The organism is Sphingomonas naphthae, assembly GCF_028607085.1.
In the GTDB taxonomy this organism is placed as follows: Bacteria; Pseudomonadota; Alphaproteobacteria; order Sphingomonadales; family Sphingomonadaceae; genus Sphingomonas_Q; species Sphingomonas_Q naphthae.
Map to the genome: position 1 here is coordinate 3519521 of NZ_CP117411.1, position 20985 is coordinate 3540505.

Annotated in this window: 18 protein-coding genes; 9 read left to right on the forward strand and 9 right to left on the reverse strand. The window is 68.5% G+C overall.

Annotated elements, in window-relative coordinates:
- Positions 1–39: 39 nt before the first annotated feature.
- Together PQ455_RS16990 and PQ455_RS16995 are read right to left on the reverse strand one after the other, a co-directional pair.
- Complete coding sequence (locus PQ455_RS16990) at positions 40–435, reverse strand: hypothetical protein (protein ID WP_273687406.1); 396 nt, start codon at positions 433–435, stop codon at positions 40–42.
- A 224-nt stretch (positions 436–659) separates the two neighbouring features.
- Positions 660–878 (reverse strand): hypothetical protein, encoded by a 219-nt coding sequence (locus PQ455_RS16995; protein ID WP_273687407.1) that lies wholly within the window; start codon positions 876–878, stop codon positions 660–662.
- A 107-nt stretch (positions 879–985) separates the two neighbouring features.
- On the opposite strand from PQ455_RS16995, the gene PQ455_RS17000 reads away from it, so the two are divergent.
- From PQ455_RS17000 to PQ455_RS17015, 4 genes are all read left to right on the forward strand, one after another.
- Positions 986–2812 (forward strand): ABCB family ABC transporter ATP-binding protein/permease, encoded by a 1827-nt coding sequence (locus PQ455_RS17000; RefSeq protein ID WP_273687410.1) that lies wholly within the window; start codon positions 986–988, stop codon positions 2810–2812.
- Between the two features lie 279 nt (positions 2813–3091).
- Positions 3092–4054 carry an aspartyl protease family protein gene (locus PQ455_RS17005; protein ID WP_273687412.1) on the forward strand — a complete coding sequence of 321 codons (963 nt, stop codon included), beginning with the start codon at positions 3092–3094 and terminating at the stop codon, positions 4052–4054.
- 18 nt (positions 4055–4072) lie between these two features.
- Complete coding sequence (gene recQ, locus PQ455_RS17010; RefSeq protein ID WP_273687413.1) at positions 4073–5839, forward strand: DNA helicase RecQ; 1767 nt, start codon at positions 4073–4075, stop codon at positions 5837–5839.
- Between the two features lie 140 nt (positions 5840–5979).
- Positions 5980–6390, forward strand: a complete 411-nt coding sequence (locus PQ455_RS17015; protein ID WP_273687415.1) for a protein tyrosine phosphatase family protein — start codon at positions 5980–5982, stop codon at positions 6388–6390.
- Positions 6391–6588: 198 nt separating this feature from the next.
- Here the strand turns inward: PQ455_RS17015 and PQ455_RS17020 are convergent, their stop codons facing one another.
- The 5 genes from PQ455_RS17020 to PQ455_RS17040 form a co-directional block, all read right to left on the reverse strand.
- Positions 6589–7935 (reverse strand): ammonium transporter, encoded by a 1347-nt coding sequence (locus PQ455_RS17020; RefSeq protein WP_273687417.1) that lies wholly within the window; start codon positions 7933–7935, stop codon positions 6589–6591.
- Positions 7936–7949: 14 nt separating this feature from the next.
- Positions 7950–8288, reverse strand: a complete 339-nt coding sequence (locus PQ455_RS17025; RefSeq protein ID WP_273687418.1) for a P-II family nitrogen regulator — start codon at positions 8286–8288, stop codon at positions 7950–7952.
- Positions 8289–8397: 109 nt separating this feature from the next.
- On the reverse strand, positions 8398–9240 hold the full coding sequence (locus tag PQ455_RS17030) for a patatin-like phospholipase family protein (RefSeq protein WP_273687419.1): 843 nt from the start codon (positions 9238–9240) through the stop codon (positions 8398–8400).
- A 131-nt stretch (positions 9241–9371) separates the two neighbouring features.
- Positions 9372–10799: a metalloprotease TldD gene (gene tldD, locus PQ455_RS17035; RefSeq protein WP_273687420.1), complete on the reverse strand. Its 1428-nt coding sequence runs from the start codon at positions 10797–10799 to the stop codon at positions 9372–9374.
- A 149-nt stretch (positions 10800–10948) separates the two neighbouring features.
- The gene (locus tag PQ455_RS17040) at positions 10949–11146 is read right to left on the reverse strand and encodes a zinc-finger domain-containing protein (protein ID WP_273687421.1); all 198 of its coding nucleotides are present in this window, start codon (positions 11144–11146) and stop codon (positions 10949–10951) included.
- Between the two features lie 83 nt (positions 11147–11229).
- Between PQ455_RS17040 and PQ455_RS17045 the strand changes: the two genes are divergently transcribed.
- Together PQ455_RS17045 and nadB are read left to right on the forward strand one after the other, a co-directional pair.
- Positions 11230–12156: an ABC transporter ATP-binding protein gene (locus tag PQ455_RS17045; protein WP_273687422.1), complete on the forward strand. Its 927-nt coding sequence runs from the start codon at positions 11230–11232 to the stop codon at positions 12154–12156.
- A gap of 30 nt (positions 12157–12186) precedes the next feature.
- A complete protein-coding gene (gene nadB, locus PQ455_RS17050; protein WP_273687423.1) occupies positions 12187–13779 on the forward strand; it encodes an L-aspartate oxidase in 1593 nt (530 codons plus the stop codon).
- A 134-nt stretch (positions 13780–13913) separates the two neighbouring features.
- Here the strand turns inward: nadB and PQ455_RS17055 are convergent, their stop codons facing one another.
- Positions 13914–14678: a hypothetical protein gene (locus PQ455_RS17055; RefSeq protein ID WP_273687424.1), complete on the reverse strand. Its 765-nt coding sequence runs from the start codon at positions 14676–14678 to the stop codon at positions 13914–13916.
- A 57-nt stretch (positions 14679–14735) separates the two neighbouring features.
- Here PQ455_RS17055 and PQ455_RS17060 point away from each other — a divergent pair, with 57 nt between their 5' ends.
- A complete protein-coding gene (locus PQ455_RS17060) occupies positions 14736–15536 on the forward strand; it encodes a DODA-type extradiol aromatic ring-opening family dioxygenase (RefSeq protein ID WP_273687426.1) in 801 nt (266 codons plus the stop codon).
- On the opposite strand, the gene PQ455_RS17065 is transcribed toward PQ455_RS17060, so the two are convergent.
- Positions 15521–16396: a CPBP family intramembrane glutamic endopeptidase gene (locus PQ455_RS17065; protein WP_273687428.1), complete on the reverse strand. Its 876-nt coding sequence runs from the start codon at positions 16394–16396 to the stop codon at positions 15521–15523. The two genes, PQ455_RS17060 and PQ455_RS17065, sit on opposite strands and share 16 nt — an antisense overlap.
- Before the next feature lie 202 nt (positions 16397–16598).
- On the opposite strand from PQ455_RS17065, the gene polA reads away from it, so the two are divergent.
- The gene (gene polA, locus PQ455_RS17070; RefSeq protein WP_273687430.1) at positions 16599–19349 is read left to right on the forward strand and encodes a DNA polymerase I; all 2751 of its coding nucleotides are present in this window, start codon (positions 16599–16601) and stop codon (positions 19347–19349) included.
- Positions 19346–20893, forward strand: coding sequence for a lipopolysaccharide biosynthesis protein (locus PQ455_RS17075; RefSeq protein WP_420542798.1), 1548 nt, complete (start codon positions 19346–19348; stop codon positions 20891–20893). The genes polA and PQ455_RS17075 overlap by 4 nt, the downstream gene beginning before the upstream one ends.
- Positions 20894–20985: the final 92 nt, after the last annotated feature.

A 20985-nucleotide genomic window follows, 5' to 3' on the forward strand; every position in this document is an offset into this window, starting at 1 on the left:
CGGCGCGCTCGAAGGAGCCGCCGGCCTTTTTCGTTGGGTTTACAGAGGGGCGTTGCTGATCTTGCGGGCGACGTAGCCGCCCAGCAGCGGCAGCCCGACGCACAGCACCGCCATCCAGGTCGGATGCGGGATCTTCACGCCGAACAGCAGGGCGAACAGGACCACCAGCCCGGCAATGATCCAGCCGATGAAGCCGCGCCCGGAGACGAAATCGGCGACCAGCGCGCCGATGAAGGCGCCGGCGAAGAAGCCGAGGCACAGCAGCAGCTTGATGCGGAACGGGATCATCGCCAGCGGATCGCTCGCCGCCTCGTTGGCCGATACGCCGAAATCCGCCACCGGCTGCGACAGGTGCGACTGGCCGGTCCACACGGTGAGGTAGATGATGGCGCCCGCGATCAGCGCGCCGAGGATCAGACCGAGGATGCTTCGCAACGCAGGCTCCCTTCACGGCAATGCAACATGCCCGATTGGTTAACGCGCGAAACGAAAAAGGTTCAATATCGATGTTTGATGGGCGCGTGTGGGTTGCCAATCTTAAGCCGTCACCCCGGACTTGTTCCGGGGTCCACGGTGCAGCCGGGCGCAGCATTGCCTTCATGTCAGTGCGATTGGGGTCAGGTGGACCCCGGCACACGGCCGGGGTGACAATCCGGATTTTAGCGCGAGGCGACGGCCAGCCGGGTCGCGGGCTGGCGGCGGCATTCCACGGTGACGACCGGATAATCCACGTCCACGCTGTCGCGCAGCGCGGCATCGCTCGCGGCGGCGCAGCGTTCGGCGGTGGCATAAGTGGTGGGCAGGGTGCGCACGGCCGTGCAGGTATCGCCCGCGTCGCCGCATCCCAGGATCGCCATGACGTAGATGAGCGGTTCCATTTCGGCCCTCCCGACCAGCACCGACGATAGAACCGACGACCAAGCGAGCCGTTCCATCGGCGAACCGTGATGGTGGCGAATCTTTGCGACGCGCCTATCTAGGGGCGATGCCTCCCGATACTTCCGTGACCAGCGACCGGCGTGCCGAGCCGCCGATGCTGCCCACGATGCGCCGCTTCCTGCCTTATCTGTGGCCGGCGGATCAGCCGAGGCTGAAGGCGCGCATCACCGGCGCGATGGGCTTCGTGCTGCTGTCCAAGCTGATCCAGGTCTATGCCGTCAGCTATGCGATGAAGGCGGCGGTGGACGCCATGTCGGCGGGCGATCGCTCGGCCGCCTGGTATGTCGTGGCGATCGTGATCGGCTATGCCGCCGCGCGCTTCTCGACGACGCTGTTCGACAATCTGCGCAACGCCGTGTTCGAGCGGGTCGGGCAGGATGCGACCCACCGGCTGGCGGCCAACGTCTTCCGCCACCTCCACGGCCTGTCGCTGCGCTTCCATCTCGAGCGGCGCACCGGCGCCGTCACCAAGGTGATCGAGCGCGGCACCAAGAGCATCGATACGATGCTCTATTTCCTCCTCTTCAACATCGCGCCGACCATCCTGGAACTGGTGCTGGTGCTGGGCATCTTCGCGACCCGCTTCGGCGGCTGGCTGGTCGCGGCGACGGTGGCGATGGTCGCGGCCTATATCGTCTTCACGCGGATCGTGACCGACTGGCGCAACGCGCTGCGGGCGAAGATGAACGATCTCGACACCGGCGCGGTCGCCCATGCGGTGGATTCGCTGCTCAATTTCGAGACGGTCAAATATTTCGGCGCGGAGGAGCGCGAGGCCAGACGCTACGATCGCGCGGTGCGGGTCTATGCGGCGGCGGCGGTGAAGAACGAGACGTCGCTGGCGTGGCTCAACATCGGCCAGGCGCTCATCACCGGCGTGATGATGGCGTTCGGCATGGCGCTGGTGGCGCATGGCTGGGGGCAGGGGCGCTTCACGCCGGGCGACGTGGTGTTCGTCTCGACCCTGCTGTCGCAGCTGTTCCGGCCGCTCGACCTGCTCGGCATGGTCTATCGCACGATCCGGCAGGGGCTGATCGACATGGGCGCGATGTTCGACCTGACCGACACCCCCGCCGAGGTGACCGACGCGCCCGGCGCCCTGCCGCTGCGGGTGGAGGGCGGCGCGGTCCGGTTCGAGGCGGTGCGCTTCGCCTATGATCCCGAGCGGCAGATTTTGCGCGGGATCGACATCAGCGTGCCGGCGGGCAGGACGCTGGCGGTGGTGGGGCCATCGGGCGCGGGCAAGTCCACGCTCGCGCGGTTGCTGTTCCGCTTCTACGACGTCACCGGCGGGCGCCTGCTGGTCGACGGGCAGGATATTGCCGGCGTCACGCAGGCCTCGCTGCGCCACGCGATCGGCATCGTCCCGCAGGATACGGTGCTGTTCAACGACACGATCGGCTACAATATCGGCTATGGCCGGGAGGGCGCGAGCCAGGCCGAGATTCAGGCCGCCGCGCAAGGCGCCGCGATCCACGATTTCATCCTGTCGCTGCCCGACGGTTATGAAACCCGCGTCGGCGAGCGGGGCCTGAAACTGTCCGGCGGCGAGAAGCAGCGGGTCGCGATCGCCCGCACCCTGCTCAAGAATCCGCCGATCCTGATCCTCGACGAAGCCACCAGCGCGCTCGACAGCCGCACCGAGGCGGAGATTCAGGCGACGCTCTCGGCCGTCTCCGAACGCCGCACCACCATCGTCATCGCCCACCGCCTCTCCACGATCGTCGACGCCGACGAGATCGTCGTGCTGGACGGCGGCCGGGTGGCCGAGCGTGGCAGCCACGCCGCGCTGCTGGAGGCGGACGGGTTGTATGCGGAAATGTGGAACCGCCAGCAGACCGAGCGCGAGGTGCTGGAGGAAGCGGCGGAGTAGGGGGCGTCTCCTTTCTCCGTTCGTCCTGAGTAGGGACTGAGCGCAGTCGAAGGCACGTGTCGAAGGATAGGTGCAGCCTCGCCCCGTCCTTCGATACGCCATTTCGACGAGCTCAATACCTGTCCTGAGCGCCTGCCTTGGCAGGCAGTCGAAGGGGCTACTCAGAGAACGGTGTGGGAGGCTTTCCCGCCGTCCGTCGACCCCGCACGGTCGTTCGCAGAAGGCGCTGGGGGAAGTGCGCGAACGGGCGTAGGGTCGGCGCCGGAGGGGTGTCGGCCAATGACAAGCCCGGAGAGGATGATCGCGATCATCGCCGCACTGCTGGCGCAGGCGGCCACGGCGGCTGTCGTCCCCCCTCCAACCCCCACGACACCGCCACCCGTCGAAACGCCCGTCGCCTCGCCCGACACCGCCGAGGGGCTCGATCCGGCCGATCTGGCGCTGGTGCTGCAATCGGTCGATCTGCGGATGACGACGCAGGTCACGGTCAACGGCAAGGGGCCCTATCGCTTCATCGTCGATACCGGGGCGACGCGCAGCGTAATCTCGCGCCGGCTCGCGGCGGAGCTCGGTCTGACGGCATCGGGCAAGCGGCGGCTGGTCAGCACCGGTGGCGTGCGCGAGGTCGAGGTGGTGCGGATCGACGAACTGGGGCTGGGCAAGCTCATCGCCGGGCCGGTGGTGGCGCCCCTGCTGGACGAGGCGAATATCGGCGCGGCGGGGATGCTGGGCATCGACGTGCTGGCCAACCGCCAGGTCGAGATGGACCTGATCGCCGACCGGATGACCATCCGCAAGGGCGCCTCCCGCCCGGCCTCCACCTCGGGCGAGGAGATCGTCGTCGTCGCGCGGCGGCGCTATGGCGAGCTGGTGCTGGTCGATGCCGATATCGATGGCGAGCCGATCTATGTGGTGCTGGATACCGGCGCGTCCGGCTCGCTCGGCAATATGGCGTTGAAGAACCGGCTGGAGCGGCGGTTGCGGCGCCAGCCGGTCAAGACGGTGATGCTGCTCGACGTGGTCGGCAACGTGCTGGAGGCGCAGGCGTCGCAGCTCCCGACGATCCGGCTGGGCGGCGTGACCGTCGTCAGCGCGCCGGCGGCCTTCGCCGATGTCGAGACGTTCCGCCAGTTCGGGCTGATCGGGCGGCCGGCGATGTTGCTGGGAATGGACGTGCTGCGCTCCTTCCGTCGCGTCATCGTCGATTTCGGCACCAAGAAGGTTCGCTTTCAGCTCCGTTGAGGGCATGACGCGCGGGCCATGCGCGATCCGCTCGATACCCTCCGCTCGACCTTCGGCTACCACAGCTTCCGGGGGCGCCAGCCCGACGTGATCGGGCGGGTGATGGCGGGCGAGCATACCTTGGCCGTGATGCCCACCGGCGCGGGCAAGTCGCTGACCTATCAGATTCCGGCGCTCTGCCGCGAGGGGACCGGGCTGGTGATCTCGCCGCTGATCGCGCTGATGCACGATCAGGTGCGATCGGCCGAGGCGGCGGGCATCCGCGCGGCGACGCTGACTTCTGCGGACAGCGATCGCGAAGAGACCATCCGCCGCTTCCGTAGCGGAGAACTGGACCTGCTCTATGCCGCGCCCGAACGGGTCAACAGCGACGGGTTCCGCCGGATGCTGGCGGCGGTGCCGCTGAGCCTGATCGCGATCGACGAGGCGCATTGCGTGTCCGAATGGGGGCATGATTTCCGGCCCGATTATCGCCTGCTCAAAGGGCTGCTCGACGCGTTTCCCGATGTCCCCCGGCTGGCGCTGACGGCGACGGCGGATTCGCAGACGCGCGGCGACATCCTGCGCCAGCTGGGTATTCCCGACGAGGGCTTGATCCTGGCGGGGTTCGATCGGCCCAATATCCGTTATTCGATCGCGCCGAGGGATGGCCTGCCGAAACAGCTCGCCGCCTTCGTGGCGGAGACGCCGGGCGCAGGCATCGTCTACGCGCAGAGCCGCGCCGAGACCGAGCGGCTGGCGGCGAGTCTCGGGGCCGGCGGCCGGCCGACGCGGGCCTATCATGCCGGGCTCGATCCCGCCGTGCGCGCCGCCAATCAGAAGGCATTCGTCGCGAGCGAGGATATGGTGATGGTGGCGACGATCGCCTTCGGCATGGGGATCGACAAGCCCGACGTGCGCTTCGTGGCCCATGCCGGCCTGCCGCGATCGATCGAGGCCTATTATCAGGAAACGGGGCGCGCGGGGCGCGATGGTGATCCGGCGCTGGCGCTGATGTTCTGGGGCGCCGACGATTTCGCCCGCGCGCGGCGGCGGATCGATACCGAGATGGAGGAGGCGCGGCGGCCGGGCGAGCGGCAGCGGCTCAACGCGCTGGCGGCGCTGGTCGAGACGGCGGAATGCCGCCGCGCGATCCTGCTGCGCCATTTCGGCGAGCATCCCGCCGAACGCTGCGGCAATTGCGACAATTGTCTGAGCCCGCCGGCAACGGTGGACGCGACCGTCGTGGCGCAGAAGCTGCTGTCGGCGGCCTTCCGCACCGAGATGCGCTATGGCGTGGGCCATCTCGCCGACGTGCTGGCGGGCAACGACAATGAGAAGGTGCGGACGCTCGGGCACCACACGCTCTCGGTGTTCGGCATCGCCGACGCGGGCGAGCAGGCGCTGGTGAAGCCGGTGGCGCGGGCGCTGCTGGCGCGCGATGCGCTGCGCGCGGACGAGCATGGTGGGCTGTCCTTCGGTCCAGCGGCGCGCGCGATCCTGAAGGGCGAGGCGACGGTGCCCCTGGTGGTGCCGCCCAAACGCGAGCGGAAGGCGCGGCGCGAGCGGGGGGCCACGCAGGAATGGCCGCACGATCCCTTGTTCGAGGCGCTGCGCGCGGTGCGACGGGTGCTGGCGAAGGATCAGGGCGTGCCGCCCTATGTGATCTTCCACGACGCCACCTTGCGCGACATGGCGGCGGCGAAACCGCGCACCCTGGCGGAACTGGGCCGGCTGGGGGGTGTGGGGGAACGCAAGCTGGCCGCGTATGGCCAGCCGTTTCTGGAAGCGATCCGGAGTTTTTGAGGCTTAATCGTCATTGCGAGCGCAGCGAAGCAATCCAGCCTCTCGACCGATGCAACCGGCGGAACTGGATTGCTTCGCTGCGCTCGCAATGACGATCCACTTCCGGCTAAGGACGCCGCACCCCATCAGGAGAGACAAGCATGTTCCGCCGCCTCGATGACGCCATCTCGGTCTATGGCCAGCTGCTGCCGGCGGATGTCGCCGAGGCGAAGGCGCAGGGCTTCACCACGCTCGTGAACAACCGCCCCGATGGCGAGGAGGCCGGCCAGCCCGAAGGCGGCACGATCCGCGAGGCGGCCGAGGCGGCGGGGCTGGATTATCATGCCATCCCGATCGGCCATGGCGGCTTCTCCGAAGCGTCCGTTGCCGCGATGGCGCAGGTGCTGGGCGAGGCCGAGGGGCCGGTGCTGGCCTTCTGCCGATCGGGCACGCGATCGACCCTGCTGTGGGCACTGGCGCGCTCCACGATGGGCGACAGCGGCGCCGACCTGGCGGAGAAAGCGGCGGGGGCCGGCTACGATCTCGGGCCGATCCGCGGGCATATCGGCTAAGTAGATCCCGTGCTCCTGCGCAGGCAGGAGCCAGAGCTCCACGCGCCGCGCCCTGTAACCCTGGGCTCCGGCCTGCGCCGGAGCACATTGCGTTCAATCCACAAAAAAGGGCCGGCGAGGTGAGTCGCCGGCCCAGTCGTTCGCAGGAGGAACCCTGTGAGGGGCGGCGGCCTTCTGTGGGCCGCCGCCCCAATCGGATCAGAGGTTGTAGGCGCGCTCGCCGTGCTCGCCGATGTCGAGACCGTCGGTCTCCACTTCGCGGCTGACACGCAGGCCGGTCAGGGCCTTGGCGGCGAAGATCGCGATGGTCGTGCCGATCGCGGCCCAGATGATCGTGGCGCCGACCGCCAGAACCTGGGTCACCAGCTGCGGACCGATCGCGAAATCGGCGCCGCCCGGCCCGCCCAGCGACGGGGCGTAGACGATGCCGGTGCCGATCGCGCCGACGATGCCGCCGACGCCGTGGATGCCGAAGGCGTCCAGCGAGTCGTCATAGCCGAGCATCGGCTTGATCTTGGTGACCGCGAAGAAGCAGATGATCGAGGCGACGGCGCCCAGCACGATCGCGCCGAACGGACCGGAATTGCCGGCCGCCGGCGTCACCGCGACGAGACCGGCGATGATGCCCGAGCAATAGCCCAGCGCCGAACCCTTGTGGCCCATGACCTTCTCGCACAGCATCCAGAAGAGGCCGGCCGAGGCGGTCGCGACGAAGGTGTTGATCATGGCGAGGCCGGCCGAGCCATTGGCTTCCAGCGCCGAGCCGGCGTTGAAGCCGAACCAGCCCACCCACAGCAGGCCGGTGCCGACCATCGTGAGCGTCAGCGAGTGCGGCGCCATCAGTTCGTTCGGATAGCCGATGCGCTTGCCCAGGATGATGCAGGCCACCAGCGCCGAGACGCCGGCGTTGATGTGCACCACGGTGCCGCCCGCGAAATCCAGCGCGCCCATTTCGAAGAAGAGGCCGCCGGCCGCCCACACCATGTGCGCGACGGGGAAATAGACGATCGTGAGCCAGATCAGCGCGAAGACCATCACCGCCGAGAATTTGATGCGCTCGACGACCGAACCCAGCACCAGCGCCACGGTGATCGCGGCGAAGGTCATCTGGAAGCAGACGAACACATATTCGGGGATGACGACGCCATCGGTGAAGGTGGCGGCGGTGGAATCGGCGGTGATGCCGGCGAGGAACGCCTTGCCGAAGCTCGAGATGTATGGCTTCAGGCCATCGGACGCATCCGGGCCGAACGCCATCGTATAGCCGTAGATCACCCAGATCAGCATGGCGAAGGCGGCGGCGGCGCCGATCTGCGTCATCACCGACAGCATGTTCTTGGTGCGGACGAGGCCGCCGTAGAACAGGGCCAGGCCCGGCAGGATCATCGCCAGGACCAGCACGGTCGAGACCATCATCCAGGCGGTATCGCCCTTGTTCGGAACGGGCGCGGCCGCGGCGGCGGCAGCCGCCCAGGCCGGCGAGGCGACGAGGGCGGAGGCGCCGAACGCCCCGATCCCTGTCGCGATCTTGGTAGAAAGCTTCATGGTTCCCCCTTCGCTCAGAGAGCCGTTTCGTCGGTTTCGCCGGTGCGGATGCGGACCACCTGGCCCAGATCCACGACGAAGATCTTGCCGTCGCCGATCGCGCCGGTGTTCGCCGACTGCTGGATCGCCTCGACGACGCGCGGTGCGAGTTCGGCGGACGTCGCCACCTCCACCTTGATCTTCGGCACCATGTTCGTGCTGTATTCCGCACCGCGATAGATTTCGGTCTGCCCCTTCTGGCGGCCGAACCCCTTCACCTCGGTAACGGTCATGCCCTGAACCCCCAGAGCGGAGAGGGCTTCACGCACCTCGTCCAGCTTGAAGGGCTTGATGATGGCAATGACGAGTTTCATTTCGCCTCCCTGCTCTTATGCGCCCGATGTTGCATCGCAAAATGCGTGCCATTCGGATAAGTCGCTGGGAAGGATCAGGAATGTGATTCCGGAGGCGGAATCGTTTCGCTCAGTGATTAAGCAATGATGACGGATTGCCGCTTTTTTGGGCAGTGATAGCTGCACGGATCATGGGCAGTGCCGCCTGGGCGGCAACGCGGCCGGCCTCGATCAGTTCCTCGGCCGAGAGGAAGGCGCCGGTCGAGATATGGCCGATCGCGGGCGTGATCAGCGCGTCCGGCGGATTTAACCGCACCGTGAGCATTCCCTGCGCGCGCATCAGCATGAGGAAGCCGGCGCGCCCGGTCTTGAGCGCGTTGCGGGGCCGGCCATCGGGCATGGCGGCGGCGGCATGGCCGGCATAATCGGCGAACAGATCGACCGCCACGAGCGTCGCCGCCCCGCCGATCGCGCGCGCGGCGGCGACGGGCACGTTGGCGACCATGCCGCCGTCGATCAGCCAGCGCCCGTCCACCTTCACCGGCGTGAAGAGCGAGGGCACCGCGATCGAGGCGCGCACGGCGGGGATCAGCGGGCCATGGGTCAGCCGCACCTCTTCCCCGGTCATCAGATCGGCGGCGACCATCGCGGCGGGGATCGAGAGGTTCTCCAGCAGGGTCTCCGGCCCGATATGGTCGATCATCTCGCGCACCACCCGCCGCCCGCCGATCAGCCCATGGCGGTTGAGCGCGGGATCGAGGAAGCCGAGCACGGTGCGGCGGTTGGCGGTGCGGGCGATTTCCTCGAGATGATCGAGCCGTTCGGCGGCGAGGCAGGCGCCGACGATCGCGCCCATCGACGTACCGGCCACCGCGCCGATCGGGATATACGCGTCCTGAAGGGTGCGGATGACCCCGATATGCGCCCAGCCGAGCGCCGCGCCGCCGCCGAGGGCGAGGGTGATTGGGGTCATCGCGCCCGTTGCCCCGAAAAGGCGCCGTGCTCCGGCGCAGGCCGGAGCCCAGGGTTATTCGAGCGCAGCGCTTGGGGCTCTGGGCTCCGGCCTGCGCCGGAGCACCGGGTGTTTCGGGGCGGCGTCAGCACTTACGCCGCCGCCGTGCCACCCACCGTCAGGCCGTCGATCATCAGGGTCGGCTGGCCGACGCCCGCCGGCACCGATTGCCCGCCCTTGCCGCAGATGCCGACGCCCTCGTCGAGCGCAAGATCGTTGCCGATCGCGGTCACCTTGGTCAGCACGGTCGGGCCGTCACCGATCAGGGTGGCGCCCTTGATCGGGGCGCCGAGCTTGCCGTTCTCGATCCGGTACGCCTCGGTGCAGGAGAAGACGAACTTGCCGCTGGTGATGTCCACCTGGCCGCCGCCGAAGCTCTTGGCGTAGATGCCCTTCTTCACGCGACTAAGAATTTCGGCCGGATCGTCCTTGCCGCCATGCATGAAGGTGTTGGTCATGCGCGGCATGGGGGCGTGGGCGAAGCTCTCGCGGCGGCCGTTGCCGGTGGGGGCGACGCCCATCAGGCGCGCGTTGAGGCGATCCTGGATATAGCCCTTGAGGATGCCGTCCTCGATCAGCGTGGTGGACTGGGTCGGCGTGCCCTCGTCGTCGATCGTCAGCGATCCGCGCCGGTCGGCGATGGAGCCGTCGTCCACCACGGTCACGCCGGGCGCGGCAACCCGCTCGCCGATGCGGCCGGAGAAGGCCGAGGAGCCCTTGCGGTTGAAATCGCCCTCCAGCCCGTGGCCGACCGCCTCGTGCAGCAGCACGCCGGGCCAGCCGGGGCCGCAGACGACGGTGAATTCACCGGCGGGCGCGGCGACCGCCTCGAGGTTGACGAGACCCTGCGCCAGCGCCTCGTCGATCGCGCGATTCCACGTCGCGGGATCGAACAGGCGATCGTAGAGGTAGCGGCCGCCCAATCCGAAGAAACCGGTCTCGCGCCGCCCGTTCTGCTCGACGACGAGGCTGACGTTGAGGCGGACGAGCGGGCGCACGTCGAAGGCGGTGAAGCCGTCGGGCCGGACGATCTCGATCACGCTCCACGATCCGGACAGGCCGACGGTCGCCTGCACGACGCGGGGATCGCGCGCGCGGGCGGCGGCGTCGATCTCCTGGCAGAGCGCCACCTTGCGGGCGAAGGGGATGGCCGAGAGGGGATCGTCGCCGGTGTAGAGCGCGGCATTGGTGCGGCGCGGCGGCGGGGCCTTGGCGCCCTTCGCCGGATCGAGCAGGGTCATCGTCTCGGCGGCGCGGCGGATGGCCGCTTCGGAGAGTTCGTTGGCATGGGCGAAACCGGTCGTCTCGCCCGAAACGCCGCGCAGGCCGAAGCCCGCCTGCGTATTGAAATCGGCGGTTTTCAGCCGCCCGTCATCGAACCCGAAGCTCTCCGACGCCATATATTGGAGGTAGAGTTCCCCGTCGTCGCAGCCCTTCAGCGCATCGGCGGTGAGGCGCAGCGCGGCATCGGGATCGAGGCTGTCGCGGTAGAGGAAGCGGCGGGGATCGGTGAAGCTCATAAGGGAGATGTAGGGTGCGCGGCGGGCGGTGTCATCCCGCTATGCCCATCCTCTCAACATCCGTTCGTCCCGAGCGTAGTCGAGGGACGTGCGACTGGGCGCACCGTTTGAGGCACGTCCCTCGACTACGCTCGGGACGAACGGTGGTTTTAGTGGCCGCCGTCTGCCGGGCCGCCTTCCAGCACGAAGCGGCGGTCGCAATAGCCGCAGTCGACATAGCCCTTCTCGTCGATCTCGAGGAAGACGCGGGGGTGGCCTAGGGCGGCGCCGCCGGGAATGTCGCTGGCCCCGTCGCACGCGACGCGGGCCTTGGGGGTGCGGATCGTCTCGGGGGCGGTGCTGCTCATGGCGGCATCCGTTAGCAAGCCGGCATTTCGCGCGCAATCGCGTGCTTGCGTAGGCGTGACCGGGGCGCCTATGCGACGGCACCATGACACAGGCGGCCATTTCCATCCGATCGCTGTCCAAGACCTACGCCGGGGGCAAGCGCGCGCTCGACGATGTGAGCTTCGATGTGCCGCGTGGGCAGATCTTCGGGCTGCTCGGGCCGAACGGCGCGGGCAAGTCGACGCTCATCAACATCCTGGCGGGCATGGTCACCAAGACGGCGGGGTCGGTCGACATCTGGGGCTTCGACATCGATGCCGACCGGCGCAACGCCAAGGCGTCGATCGGGATCGTGCCGCAGGAAATCCTGTTCGACCCCTTCTTCACGCCGAAGGAGACGCTCGACATCTATTACGGCCTCTATGGCGTGCCCAAGGCGAAATGGCGGTCGATGGACCTGCTGCGCGCGGTGCATCTGGAGGACAAGGCCGACGCCTATAGCCGCACGCTTTCCGGCGGCATGAAGCGGCGGCTGATGGTGGCCAAGGCGATGGTCCATTCGCCCCCCGTGCTGGTGCTGGACGAGCCGACCGCCGGCGTGGACGTGCAATTGCGCCAGCAGCTGTGGGAATATGTCCGCGAACTGAACGACGCGGGCACGACGGTGGTGCTGACGACCCATTATCTGGAGGAAGCCGAGGAGCTGTGCGATCGCATCGCGATCATCAACCACGGCAAGCTCATCACCAACCAGCCGACCCGCAGCCTGATCGCGATGGCGCAGGAAAAGGCGGTGGAAGTGACCGTGGATCGCGATCTGGAGACGGCGCCCGACGCGCCCTGCTTCGAAAAGATCGAGCTGAAGGGGCCGCGCACCCTCGTCATCACTTACTCCAAGGACAAGGTGAACGCGGGCGAGGTGCTGGCGGCGTTGCAGGGCGCGGGGCTGGGGCTGGTGGACGTCTCGACCCGCGAGGCCGATCTGGAGGATGTGTTCCTGAACCTCACGCGGGGGCCGCTCGCGGGCTGATCCCGGCGGGCAGGAGAGACCAGAGCCGCCATGGCCGACCATCGCTACGACATCGTCATCATCGGATCGGGCGCGGCAGGGCTGACGGCGGCGCTCAACCTGGCCGATCGATTCCGCGTGGTGGTGCTGGCCAAGGGGGGGCTTTCCGAGGGATCGACCGCCTGGGCGCAGGGGGGGATCGCCGCCGTGCTGGAGCCGGGCGACACGTTCGACAGCCATATCGAGGATACGATCGTCGCCGGCGCGGGGCTGAACGACCGGCGCACGGTGGAATTCGTCGTCGAAAATGCCCCCAAGGCGATCGAGCGGCTGGCCGAGCTGGGCGTGCCCTTCAACCCCGGTGAGGATGCGGCCGAACGCTGGCACCTGACGCGCGAGGGCGGCCACAGCCATCGCCGCATCGTCCATGTCGACGACGCGACCGGCTGGGCGGTGCAGCAGGCGCTGGAGCGGGCGGCGGCCGCGCACCCCAACATCACCCTCGTCACCGATATGGCGGCGATCGATCTGGTCACCAGCCGGCATGGCGTGCGCTATTCGGGCGATGGCCATGTGTGGGGCGTCTATGCGCTGCACCGGCCGAGTGGGAAGGTCGCTTTGTTCACCGCGCGGGCGACGATCCTCGCGACAGGCGGCGCGGGCCGGGTCTATCAATTCTCGACCGCGCCGCGTGGGGCATCGGGCGACGGCATCGCGATGGCGTGGCGGGCGGGCTGCCGCATTTCCAACATGGAATTCAACCAGTTCCACCCGACCTGCCTCTACAATCTGGAGGTGAAGAACTTCCTGATCACCGAGGCGATGCGCGGCGAGGGCGGGCATCTGAAGCTGCCGACGAATGGCCACCGCTTCATGCCCGATTTCGACTCGCGCGCCGAACTGGCCCCGCGCGACATCGTGGCGCGGGCGATCGATCATGAGATCAAGCGGTTGGGCCTGGATTACGTCCATCTCGATATCAGCCACCAGCCGGCCGATTTCGTGATCCACCATTTCCCCACGATCCACGCCAAGCTGCTGACGCTCGGCATCGACATCACGAAGGAGCCGATCCCGGTGGTGCCGGCGATGCACTATACCTGCGGCGGGGTGATGATCGATCTGGACGGACGCACCGACCTGCCCGGCCTCTATGCGGCGGGCGAGGTGACGCAATCGGGCCTGCACGGCGCCAACCGCCTCGCCTCCAACTCGCTGCTCGAATGTTTCGTGTTCGGCGAGGCGGCGGCCAGGCATATCGCGGCGAATTGGGAGAGCCTGCCCGAGCCGCCCGCGATCCGCGAGTGGGACGAGAGCCGCGTCACCGATTCGGACGAGGATATCGTCGTCCAGCACAATTGGCGCGAGATCCGCCGTTTCATGTGGGATTATGTCGGCATCGTCCGCACCACCAAGCGGCTGGAGCGCGCGCTCCACCGGGTCGATCTGCTGCGGAAGGAAGTGGCGGATTATTACGGCAATTACCGCGTCACGAGCGATCTGATCGAGCTGCGGAACCTGATCGAGGTTGCCGGGCTGATCGTGAAATCGGCGCTGCACCGGCAGGAGAGCCGGGGGCTGCACTATACGCTCGATTTCCCCGAGACGCTGCCCGAGGCGGTGGACACGGTGCTGGTGCCTTAAGCGCCGCGAAGGGGCTTCAGGAAGGATTTGTTCACGCGGAGACGCGGAGAAGAAAGAGGAGCGCTTTCTCTTCTTCTCTCTCTCTGCGTCTCCGCGTCTCCGCGTGACTCAAAATTGCGCTGCGCGCGGCATATTCAATCCGCGAAGGTCAGTTTCACCCGCGTGTCGTTATCCAGCGTCTTGTTCGCCAGCGGCATCTCGTAGGCGCGGCGCTTGGGGGAGATGGCGAGCGGCAGGCGGCGCGGGCCGGACAGCGCGAACGCCTCGCCGATCGGGTGGCTGGCCGGGTGGAACATCTGAAATCGGCTGCTCGCGCAGCCGCCGGCCGCGTTGAACATCCCGCGCAGCAGGAAATTGATATCCACCACCGCCACGATCACGCGACATTCGAGGCGCAGGTCGCCCAGCCGGCGATCGGCCTCGGCGGTGCCCGGCGAGAGGATGTCGGCGCCGAGCCGTACCCCGCCGCTGCTGCCCACCAAGGTCCAGCGGCCGGCGGGGATGGCGGGCAGCTCGAAGCGATGATCGGCGTCGAGCGGGACGGGGATGGTGGCCCCGCGCGGCCCCATCAGGGTCAGGCGGAAGGTGGACATGTCCTTGGCGCCGATCGGGCGCAGCCGCCACAACAGCCGCGCTTGCGGGGCGAAGCCGGGGCGGTTCTCGGCGAAGGCGGCCTGCGCCGCGCGCAGCTTGCCGTCGGCGACGCGGAAGGGCTTGCCCGGCGCGGTGACGACGATGTCGTCGCTGCTGAAACCGGGATCGGACGCGGCGGCGGGCGGTGTGGCGGCGGCGAGGAGCAGCGGGAGCAGAGCGATCAGGGTCGATCTCCGATGGGTGTGGCGATCGCAATCATGCGCCGAAAAGCGGCGGGGATAAGGCGGGCGGAGACCGGACAGCAACGCATCGATGCGACCTTGCCCCCTGCCGTGCCGCCGCCCGATGCCTAGATTGTCGCCATGACCCAGAAACCTCTTCGCCAGCCGAGCCTGTTCATCCCCCATGGGGGCGGCCCCTGCTTCTTCATGCCCGATCCCGCCGGTCTGTGGCGGGGTCTCGAAACCTATCTCGCCGGCATCGCCGCCAGCCTGCCCGAGCGGCCGCGCGCGATCCTCGTCGTCACCGGCCATTGGGAGACGCGCGGCTTCGCCTTCACCGGGGCCGAGCGGCCGGCGCTGATCTACGATTATTACGGCTTCCCCCAGCACACCTATGAACTGCGCTACGACGCGCCGGGCGATCCGGCGCTGGCGGCGCGCGCGGCGGGGCTGCTCACGGCGGCCGGGCTGCCCGGCGCGGTCGATCCCGCGCATGGCTGGGATCATGGCGTGTTCGTGCCGATGAAGGTGGCCTTCCCCGATGCCGACATTCCCGTCGTCGCCATGTCGGTCGACAAGAGCCTCGATCCGGCGCTGCACATCGCCGCCGGCCGCGCGCTGGCGCCGCTGCGCGACGAGGGCGTGCTGATCGTGGGATCGGGCATGAGCTTCCACAATATGCGCGGCTATCGCGATCCGCGCTTCACCGAACCCTCGCGCGCCTTCGATGCCTGGCTGACGGCGGCGGCGGAGGCGGCGCCGGAGGAGCGCGCGGCGCTGTTCGCGGGCTGGGCCGATGCCCCCGCCGGGCGCCTGTCGCACCCGCGCGAGGAGCATCTGATCCCGCTGATGGTGGCGGCCGGCGCGTCCGATGCGCCGGGCCGTCACGATTATGGCGAGCTGCTGCTGGAAACGGCGGTGTCGGGCTATCGCTTCGCCTGAAGCGTATCCCGCACCCGCCACAGGATCGCCGCCCCCGCGCGTCCGGCGACGATCAGCGCGACCAGCGACGCCTCCGGCCCGAAGCCGCCGCCCGAGAGCAGATCGGACGCGCCGGGGGTGAGCGCCATCGTGCCGATCCCGCCGATCGGCTCCCCGCCCGAAACCGGCGCGCCGAAGATCCACCCTTGGGTGAAGTTCCACGCGGCATGGAAGCCGATCGCCGCCCACAGCCGCCCGGTCAGCGCATAGACCGCGCCGAGCAGCACCCCGGCCTCGACCGCGATGGCGAGGCCGGCGAACAGCGTCGCGTGCGGATTGCCGAGGTGGAGCGCGCCGAACAGCAAGGCCGACAGGCCGATCGCCCACCAGCCGCCGAACGCGCGCCACAGCAGCCGCAGCACCACCGCGCGCAGCAGGATTTCCTCCATGACGCCGGCGCGGACGGACACGTCGAACGCGGCGGGCGAGCCGGTCGGCGCGTGGAAGACGAGGCTGTACTGGCCGAGGGCGACGAGGATCGCGGCGGTGATCGAGAACAGCAGCAGCCCGCCGGTCAGCCCCGCCGCCAGCTCCAGCCCGCCGCCCGGCCGCCACGCCAGTTCGTCCACCGGCCGCCCCTCGCCGAAATGGACGAGCGCCCAATAGGCCAGCAGCGAGGCGGCGGCAACGAGCGCGGAGATGAGGATCCGCGCATTACCCTTGGGCACCAGCGGCTTGAGCAGGGTGGGCAGGGTGGCGGCGAGGATCACCGCGAAGAACAGCAGCAGCATCCAGGCAAGCGCGATCGCCCAATCGAACCGGCGCGGTTTGAGGACGCGGCTGTGGCCGAGCGTGGGTGGCCGCAGGACGAGCTTGAGCATTCGGATAGTCCCCCCAGAACGTCATCCCGGCCTCGTGCCGGGATCCACCGATCCACGAACGCTGCGGCGATGGCTAGCGTATCGATTGCGTCACGGTGGGCCCCGGAACAAGTCCGGGGTGACGAATATGGGATTTCGCGAAGGAGGCTCACCGCAAAGCGCCCGCTCGCGTCGGCCCGCCGGCCCTGCTACAGCGCGGCGGATGGCCGCCAACCACCTCTATCTCGTCGATGGCTCGGGCTATATCTTCCGCGCCTATCATCGCCTCCCCCCGCTCACCAATCGCCACGGCGTGCCGGCGGGCGCGGTCTATGGCTTCACCACGATGATGTGGAAGCTGGTCGACGAACTGCATCGCGCCGAGGGGCCAACGCATATGGCGGTGATCTTCGATGCCTCGTCGAAGACGTTCCGCAACGATATGTACGATCAGTATAAGGCGCACCGCCCGCCGCCGCCGGAGGATCTGGTCCCGCAATTCCCGCTGATCCGCGACGCGACGCGCGCTTTCTCGATCCCCTGCATCGAGGAGGTCGGGCTGGAGGCCGACGATATCATCGCCTGCTATGCCAAGGCGGCGCTGGCGGCGGGGTGGAAGGTCACGATCGTCTCGTCCGACAAGGATCTGATGCAGCTCATCGAACCGGGCCTCGACATGCTCGATACGATGAACAACCGCCGCCTCGGCCCCGAGCATGTGATCGAGAAGTTCGGCGTGCCACCCGAGCAATTGGGCGACGTGCTGGCGCTGATGGGCGACAGTGTCGACAACGTCCCCGGCGTGCCCGGCATCGGCCCCAAGACGGCGAGCGAGCTGGTCCGCACCTATGGCGATGTCGAGGCGGTGCTGGCGGCGGCCGAGCAGATCAAGAAGCCCAAGCTGCGCCAGTCGCTGATCGACCATGCCGACAATGCCCGCCTCAGCCGTGAGCTGGTGCGGCTGGTGTGCGACCGGCCCCTGCCCGAGCCGCTCGACGATCTGGCGCTGAAGGGCCTGCCGCCCGAGCCGCTGCGCGCCTTCCTGGAGGACATGGGCTTCCGCTCGCTGCTGGCGAAGCTGGGCGGGCCGCAGCCGGCCGCCGCGCCCGCCGCCAGCATCGACGAGGAGGTCGATCCGCCCTTCGTCCACAAGGATTACGAGACGGTGGTCGACGAGGCGGCGCTCGATCGCTGGATCGCGGCGGCCTATGCGGCCACGCAGATCGCGGTGGATACCGAGACCGACGGGATCGATTGCGTGCGGGCGAAGCTGGTCGGCATCAGCCTGGCGACCGCGCCGGGCAAGGCCTGCTACATCCCGCTCGGCCACGGGCTGGCGGGCGACGACCTGCTCGCCGAGCCGCCGACGCAGCTGCCCGCCGAGCTGGTGCTGGCGAAACTGAAGCCGCTGCTGGAGGATCCGTCGATCCTCAAGATCGGCCAGAATCTGAAATACGACCTCATCATGTTCCGCCGCCACGGCGTCGACGTGACGCCCTATGACGATACGATGCTGCTGTCCTACGATCTGGACGCGGGGCTTGGCGGGCATGGCATGGACGATCTGGCCAAGCGCCACCTCGATCATGCCTGCATCGAATTCAAGACGGTGTGCGGCACCGGCAAGACGCAGATCAGCTTCGACAAGGTCGCGCTGCCACAAGCCACCGAATATGCCGCCGAGGATGCCGACGTCACCTTGCGGTTGTGGCGCCGGCTGAAGCCGCGTCTGGCGCGCGAGAAGGCGACGCGGGTCTATGAGCTGGTCGATCGGCCGCTGGTGCCGGTGATCGCCGAGATGGAGCGCGCCGGCATCCTCGTCGATCGCGCCGAGCTGGCGCGGCTGTCGGCCGAATTCGGTGGCGAGATCCAGCGGCTCGAAGGCGTGATCCACGAGGCGGCGGGCGGCCCGTTCACGATCGGCAGCCCCAAGCAATTGGGCGAGGTGCTGTTCGAGCGGCTGGGCCTGAAGGGCGGGCGCAAGGGCAAGAGCGGCGTCTATTCGACCGACGTGAACGAGATGGAGCGGCTGGCGGGCGAGGGCGTGGCCGTCGCGCGGCTGGTGCTGGAATGGCGCCAGCTCTCCAAGCTGAAGGCGACCTATACCGACGCGCTTCAGGCGCAGATCAACCCGGAGACGGGCCGGGTGCACACCAGCTTCGGGCTGGCGACGGCGCAGACCGGGCGGCTTTCCTCGACCGACCCGAACCTCCAGAACATCCCGATCCGCACCGAGACCGGCCGCCGCATCCGTGATGCCTTCGTAGCCGCGCCCGGCAACGTGCTGCTCTCGGCCGATTATTCTCAGATCGAATTGCGGCTGGCGGCGCACATGGCGGACGTTCCCGCGCTCCAGCAGGCGTTCGCGCGCGGCGACGACATCCATAATCTGACCGCGCAGGAATTGTTCGGCGAGGTCAATCGCGACACGCGCGGGCGCGCCAAGACGATCAACTTCGCCATCCTCTACGGCATCTCCTCCTGGGGTCTGGCGGGGCGGCTGGGGGTCGATCGCGGCGAGGCGCAGGCGATGATCGACCGCTATTTCGAGCGGTTCCCCGGCATCAACCGCTATATCGCCGACACGCTCGCCGAGCTGCGCGAGCATGGCTATGTGACCACGCTGTTTGGCCGCAAGACGCATCTTCCCGGTATCAAGGCCAAGACGGTGGGTGAGCGGCAGGCGGCTGAGCGGCAGGCGATCAACGCGCCGATCCAGGGCACCAGCGCGGATATCATCAAGCGGGCGATGGTGCGGATGGGGCCGGCGCTGGCGGCGGCGGGCCTCGGCCATGTCCGCATGCTGCTTCAGGTGCATGACGAACTGGTGTTCGAGGCGCCCGAGGCCGATGCGCCCGCGGCCGCCGAGGTGATCCGCGAGACGATGGCGCGCGCCGCCGAGCCGGCGGTCACGCTCAGCGTGCCGCTGGGCGTCGAAGTCGGCATCGGCAAGAGCTGGGGCGCCGCGCATTGACCGTGGCCCCCGCCGAGCCGCTCAAGGGCCCGGGTGACATCGAGACGCTCGCGCAGGGCGGGCGGACGAATTTCTTCGGCTTCCTGCTGCGGCTGGCGGCGCGCCTTCCGTTCCTCTTCATCGCCGGGCGCTGGTATGGCGCGGAGGCGCTGGGGCGCTTCGCCTACGCCACGATCATTGTCGAGTTCGCGGCGCAGATCGCCACCGTCGGCCTGAAGCGCGGCCTCGCCCAGCAACTCTCCACCACCAGCCGGCCGCACCCCCATGTCGTGTGGGATGGTCTGCTGGTGGGTTTCCTCACCTCGATCCTCGTCGCCGGGTTGCTGATCGCGGTGCCGGAGTTGATGTTCCCCAATTCGATCATCAACGGTTACGATCGGCTGCTGCCGCTCACCATCTTCGGCTGGGTGGCGTCGGACATCGCGCTGGCGGCGCTGGCCTATCGTGGCGACATCGGCGCGATGGTGCGCGCGCGATCGCTGGTCGAGCCGTGGACGATCAGCATCGCCGCCTTCGTGCTGGCCTGGTATTCCACCCGCGACGGCCTGATTCTGGCTTATGTGCTGTCGACCATCGCGGCCTTCGTGGCGTCGCTGTGGCCGCTGTTCCGCTCCTACGGCTGGCCGCGCGGCTGGCGGCCGGCGCCGGTGCGCCTCTATCGCATCGCCACGCGCAACCTGCCGCTGGCGGGCGCCGACGCGATCGAATGGGGCTCGCGCCGGCTGGATATCGCCATGCTCGGCCTGTTCTTCTCCGCGCCGATCGTGGGCATCTATTATGTCGCGCAGCAGGTCGCGTCGCTGCCGCAGAAATTGAAGACCAGCTTCGATCCGATCCTGGGGCCGGTCATCACCCAGAATCTGGCCGCCGGGGACAAGACGGCGGTGGCGCGGCAGGTGCGGCAGGTGGGCTTCTGGATCATCGCCGCGCAGCTCGGCATCGCGCTGGCGCTGGCCATCCCCGGCAAGGCGGTGATGGGTCTCGTCGGGCCGGGCTTCGTCGGCGGCACCGGCGCGCTCGCGATCCTGCTCGCCGCCGAGGCGATCGCCGCGACCGCCGTGGTGAGCGAGGCGGCGCTGATCTATGTCGCGCCCAAGCGCAATCTGGCGATCTCGGTGGCGATGATCGCGCTTCAGGCGGGTCTGTCGGTGGTGCTGGTCGAGCTGGCGCGGCGCGCGCTGCCGGCGATCGAGCGCGCCGGCTGGGTCGGCGAGCGCATGGCCTTCCGCGACGATCCGGTGGCGGCAGCCGGCCCGGCGATCGCGCTGATGGCGGCGCTGGGGCTGGCATCGGTCGCCAAGGCGCTGCTGTTGAAGAAGTTGCTCGGCGGGCGGATTTCGGGCTGGCGCTGGTCCTTGGTATGGGCGGCGCTGGTGGCGTCGGCGGTCGGCTGGGCGGTGACCCGCCTGCCGCACAGCCTCGAATGGGTCGAGCTGGCGTTCGGCGTGCCGCTGATCCTCGGCGTCTATGGCGCGGTCGTCTGGTTCCGGGGCTTCACCACCGATGATCGCGCCCTCTTCCGCAGCAAGAGCGTGGCGGCGTAAGGTGGTGCGTGACGTATATGTTCCGTTCGCCCTGAGCGTCGTCGAAGGGCGTGCGGCCGGACGCAGCGCTTGGCGCACGTCCTTCGACGACG

Bases quoted from the DNA above. Each gene is read 5' to 3' on its own strand.
- PQ455_RS17015 (WP_273687415.1), top strand. From the start codon at position 5,980: ATGTTCCGCCGCCTCGATGACGCCATCTCGGTCTATGGCCAGCTGCTG.
- PQ455_RS17040 (WP_273687421.1), bottom strand. From the start codon at position 11,146: ATGAGCAGCACCGCCCCCGAGACGATCCGCACCCCCAAGGCCCGCGTC.
- recQ (WP_273687413.1), top strand. From the start codon at position 4,073: ATGCGCGATCCGCTCGATACCCTCCGCTCGACCTTCGGCTACCACAGC.
- tldD (WP_273687420.1), bottom strand. From the start codon at position 10,799: ATGAGCTTCACCGATCCCCGCCGCTTCCTCTACCGCGACAGCCTCGAT.
- PQ455_RS17000 (WP_273687410.1), top strand. From the start codon at position 986: ATGCCTCCCGATACTTCCGTGACCAGCGACCGGCGTGCCGAGCCGCCG.
- PQ455_RS17065 (WP_273687428.1), bottom strand. From the start codon at position 16,396: ATGCTCAAGCTCGTCCTGCGGCCACCCACGCTCGGCCACAGCCGCGTC.
- PQ455_RS17005 (WP_273687412.1), top strand. From the start codon at position 3,092: ATGACAAGCCCGGAGAGGATGATCGCGATCATCGCCGCACTGCTGGCG.
- PQ455_RS17060 (WP_273687426.1), top strand. From the start codon at position 14,736: ATGACCCAGAAACCTCTTCGCCAGCCGAGCCTGTTCATCCCCCATGGG.
- PQ455_RS17045 (WP_273687422.1), top strand. From the start codon at position 11,230: ATGACACAGGCGGCCATTTCCATCCGATCGCTGTCCAAGACCTACGCC.
- PQ455_RS17020 (WP_273687417.1), bottom strand. From the start codon at position 7,935: ATGAAGCTTTCTACCAAGATCGCGACAGGGATCGGGGCGTTCGGCGCC.
- PQ455_RS16995 (WP_273687407.1), bottom strand. From the start codon at position 878: ATGGAACCGCTCATCTACGTCATGGCGATCCTGGGATGCGGCGACGCG.
- polA (WP_273687430.1), top strand. From the start codon at position 16,599: ATGGCCGCCAACCACCTCTATCTCGTCGATGGCTCGGGCTATATCTTC.
- nadB (WP_273687423.1), top strand. From the start codon at position 12,187: ATGGCCGACCATCGCTACGACATCGTCATCATCGGATCGGGCGCGGCA.
- PQ455_RS17025 (WP_273687418.1), bottom strand. From the start codon at position 8,288: ATGAAACTCGTCATTGCCATCATCAAGCCCTTCAAGCTGGACGAGGTG.
- PQ455_RS17030 (WP_273687419.1), bottom strand. From the start codon at position 9,240: ATGACCCCAATCACCCTCGCCCTCGGCGGCGGCGCGGCGCTCGGCTGG.